This window comes from Gluconacetobacter sp., from assembly GCF_047721585.1.
In the GTDB taxonomy this organism is placed as follows: Bacteria; Pseudomonadota; Alphaproteobacteria; order Acetobacterales; family Acetobacteraceae; genus Gluconacetobacter; species Gluconacetobacter dulcium.
Map to the genome: position 1 here is coordinate 1 of NZ_JBDNXE010000233.1, position 2,775 is coordinate 2,775.

7 protein-coding genes are annotated in these 2,775 nt (G+C 63.5%); all 7 read left to right on the plus strand.

Annotated elements, in window-relative coordinates; translation table 11 throughout:
* Positions 1-285 (plus strand): DUF736 domain-containing protein (locus ABF821_RS20635; protein ID WP_415531426.1); only part of this gene is annotated, 285 nt, incomplete at its 5' end.
* Between the two features lie 344 nt (positions 286-629).
* Positions 630-767, plus strand: coding sequence for a hypothetical protein (locus ABF821_RS20640; RefSeq protein WP_415531427.1), 138 nt, complete (start codon positions 630-632; stop codon positions 765-767).
* A gap of 162 nt (positions 768-929) precedes the next feature.
* Entirely contained in the window at positions 930-1,130 is a 201-nt protein-coding gene (locus ABF821_RS20645) for a transcriptional regulator domain-containing protein (RefSeq protein WP_144032620.1), read from the plus strand.
* 127 nt (positions 1,131-1,257) lie between these two features.
* Positions 1,258-1,704 carry a DUF2285 domain-containing protein gene (locus ABF821_RS20650; protein ID WP_415531428.1) on the plus strand — a complete coding sequence of 149 codons (447 nt, stop codon included), beginning with the start codon at positions 1,258-1,260 and terminating at the stop codon, positions 1,702-1,704.
* Positions 1,705-1,921: 217 nt separating this feature from the next.
* Positions 1,922-2,182 (plus strand): helix-turn-helix transcriptional regulator, encoded by a 261-nt coding sequence (locus ABF821_RS20655; protein ID WP_215762544.1) that lies wholly within the window; start codon positions 1,922-1,924, stop codon positions 2,180-2,182.
* On the plus strand, positions 2,182-2,661 hold the full coding sequence (locus ABF821_RS20660) for a replication initiator protein A (RefSeq protein ID WP_415531429.1): 480 nt from the start codon (positions 2,182-2,184) through the stop codon (positions 2,659-2,661). The genes ABF821_RS20655 and ABF821_RS20660 overlap by 1 nt, the downstream gene beginning before the upstream one ends.
* A partial coding sequence (locus tag ABF821_RS20665; protein WP_415531430.1) for a replication initiator protein A occupies positions 2,652-2,775 on the plus strand: 124 nt, incomplete at its 3' end. The genes ABF821_RS20660 and ABF821_RS20665, both read left to right, overlap by 10 nt.

Consider the following 2,775-nt stretch of genomic DNA (forward strand, 5'->3'; position numbering starts at 1 on the left):
TTCGAAGGCGAAATCGTCACCCTGGCCCTGCAGGCCCGCAACGTCCGCCTGGTGGTGGAAACCAACCGTCCCAACGACAACGCCCCCAACTACCGCGTCTATCTGGGCAGGATTGAACTCGGTGCAGCCTGGACCCGCCGCTCCAGCGAAGGCCGCACCTATCTGAGCCTGAAGCTGGATGATCCCTCCTTCGCCGCCCCGATCTTCGCCAACCTGTTCACCGACGAGGATGGCGAGGGCTACTCCCTGATCTGGACCCGGCCGCGCAGCCGGAACGGGGAGTAAGCTCCCCACCACCAACCCCGCCCGGTCTCCCCGGGCGGGGCCTTCCTGGTCTTTTTTTCCACGTGCTCTTCCGGGGCGGGACGGCAGCGCTGGTCGCCCCACGTGAGACGCAGGCGGAATACGAGGCTTTCCCTCAGCCTTCCCATTGTACCATGCGCGAGGGCGAACCGCGTCAAGGACGCGTGGTCCCCCCAATTTTGCCCGACGTACCCGTTGCCGGGCACGCCGAACAAAATCGGCTCCCCCACGCGCCGGCAGGCCGGTCGCCTGACGGCGATCCCTGACCCGGTCCGCCCCGGCATGAGCCGTCCGTCCTGTCTTCGAGAAACGGAAGGAGCAGGACGATGACCACGCTATACGACCACATCCAGATGCTGCGCGCCGAACTGACCAGCTTTCACCTCAGCCGTCGCGAGCGCCGGCAGATTGAACGCGAACTCAAGGAGGCGCTTGCCCGACGCGATGCCGAGCCCCCCGCCTGACGGGGGGCTTCCGGTTTACGGCGAAGCAATACGGAGTTTTTCAATCGTTCGCCACGATCATATGATCTCCAATTGCCGGGTTCTCATCGGATGACGCGCCGTGGATACTGAACGTCCGGGCAGGCGTCGCCACCCGTTCTCAGGCAAACGAGGGAGGGCATCATGCCCGGAGCACACTGGCACGACCAGGCGCGGTACGAGTATCTGCGCAACGCGATCCCGGCGGAACTCGGCTGGGAATACCTTCGGCGCAATCGTCGCTATCGCGACGAACAGCGCGCCTGCGCAGACCTGTCTCCCGACGATCCGGCCCAGGCGGAATTCGCCCGCCGCTGGGGTCCGCGATTTCGCCGCCGATCCTGATCAGCGATTCAGCGCGCTGACCGCGCTCTGGTCGCGTCTGGCCCTGCCGACGATCCTGGTCATCCGGCCATTGCCGCCAGCTCAGACGCTGACCCCACGCCGTCTCGATCTCCAGGCGCTGTCCGATGTGCGTTTCGTCGAAACACACGATGGAATCTACATCTGTTGTGTCTGTGCTGGCGTGACCTGGCAACTCTGGATGAAACACCAATGGCCGGGGCCGCACCATTATGTTTTCGAACTGACTTATGACAGATTCACGCCATTGCGGGCTCACGAGACAATCCGCTTCTGGCGGGTGCTCGCGGGTTTCCCAGATCCCGGTCCCTGGCACAGGATGTCGGCGCAGTCCATCGCACGCCACATTCTCGCCCTTCGTGTCAAAGACGCTCTTGCCATGGGCAGCGAAAGGGTGATCGCCGATCGTCTTCTCGGTGAACCGACGGCACGCGTCTATGACTGGCCCGATATTTCCGGCCGTGGGCGGTTCCGTCGTCTCAAGAATCTGGCGGACCGGCTGATTGAAGGCAGTTACCGCGATCTCATGGGCTATCCACTGACGCGCCGCAGGTGAGCGCAGGGCCGCATCCGTCCGCATTGTTTTGCCGGAACGTATTTTCGAAGGCGTGTGGCAAACGGCGGTGTTCGGGTGGTGAAAAGGACTGGTTCCTGTTTCGTTTCGTGGACGATTTTGTTGTCGATAAAAACGTCCATTCCCTGAGCCGCCGATTATCCACCAGCGTCCCTCCAGACGCCCCGCTCTTCGCCGGGTGCTACATGGAAAAGGAGACATGGTCATGGCGATCGCACCACGCCTGATGCGTGTTCGTGAGGCGGCCCGGTTTCTGGGTATCTCGCTTCGCACGCTCGAAAAACACCGCACCTACGGCACCGGGCCGCTCTACCGGAAAGTCGGCGGGCGGGTTCTGTATTCCGTCGAGGACATGATGGCCTGGACCGCCGGGGGGGCGCGCCATTCACCGTCGGAAACGACGTCGAGCCGTGTCTTTCCGGCGCGCCCACTGACCCCCGAAGAACGGGAGAGCCTGTGATGGCCGCCGATGAAAGCTGGCGGGAGCCAGACCGCCGCTTCGTGGTCAGTGGACCGGCGAGCCCGCGTGACCAGCGCGATCTGATGGGCCGACCGTTCTTCGCACTGGCGAGACGCCCGCGCTTTGAGCCGATCCGTTACCGGTCCCGACAGATCAATGTGATCGTCCGGGCATCGGGGGACGAAGGTATGGCCACAATCTGGGATGCCGACGTGTTGCTCTGGCTCGCGGGCCAGATTGTCGAGGCTCTCAATCATGGCCGTTGGGTATCACGCCATGTCCGTTTCACGCCGTGGCAATTGTTCCACGATCTTGGCTGGGCGGACAGTGCGCACCAGTACCGCCGTCTTCGCGGTGCTCTGGTGCGTTTGGAAGGCACGCGGGTCGCTACCAGTCTACGCCCCCTCCCGACTGGCCGGCGCAATCCTTCGCCTGGATCAGCGACCTGGGAATTTCCAGATCGGAGGGTGTGTCGCTGACCCTGCCGATCTGGTTCATGGAAGGTGTTTGCGATTGCTCACGCGTCCTCACCCTCGACCCCGCCTACTTCCGGCTGGCCGGTGGTCTGGAACGCTGGCTTTACCGGCTGGCGC

Bases quoted from the DNA above. Each gene is read 5' to 3' on its own strand.
- ABF821_RS20640 (WP_415531427.1), top strand. From the start codon at position 630: ATGACCACGCTATACGACCACATCCAGATGCTGCGCGCCGAACTGACC.
- ABF821_RS20660 (WP_415531429.1), top strand. From the start codon at position 2,182: ATGGCCGCCGATGAAAGCTGGCGGGAGCCAGACCGCCGCTTCGTGGTC.
- ABF821_RS20645 (WP_144032620.1), top strand. From the start codon at position 930: ATGCCCGGAGCACACTGGCACGACCAGGCGCGGTACGAGTATCTGCGC.
- ABF821_RS20655 (WP_215762544.1), top strand. From the start codon at position 1,922: ATGGTCATGGCGATCGCACCACGCCTGATGCGTGTTCGTGAGGCGGCC.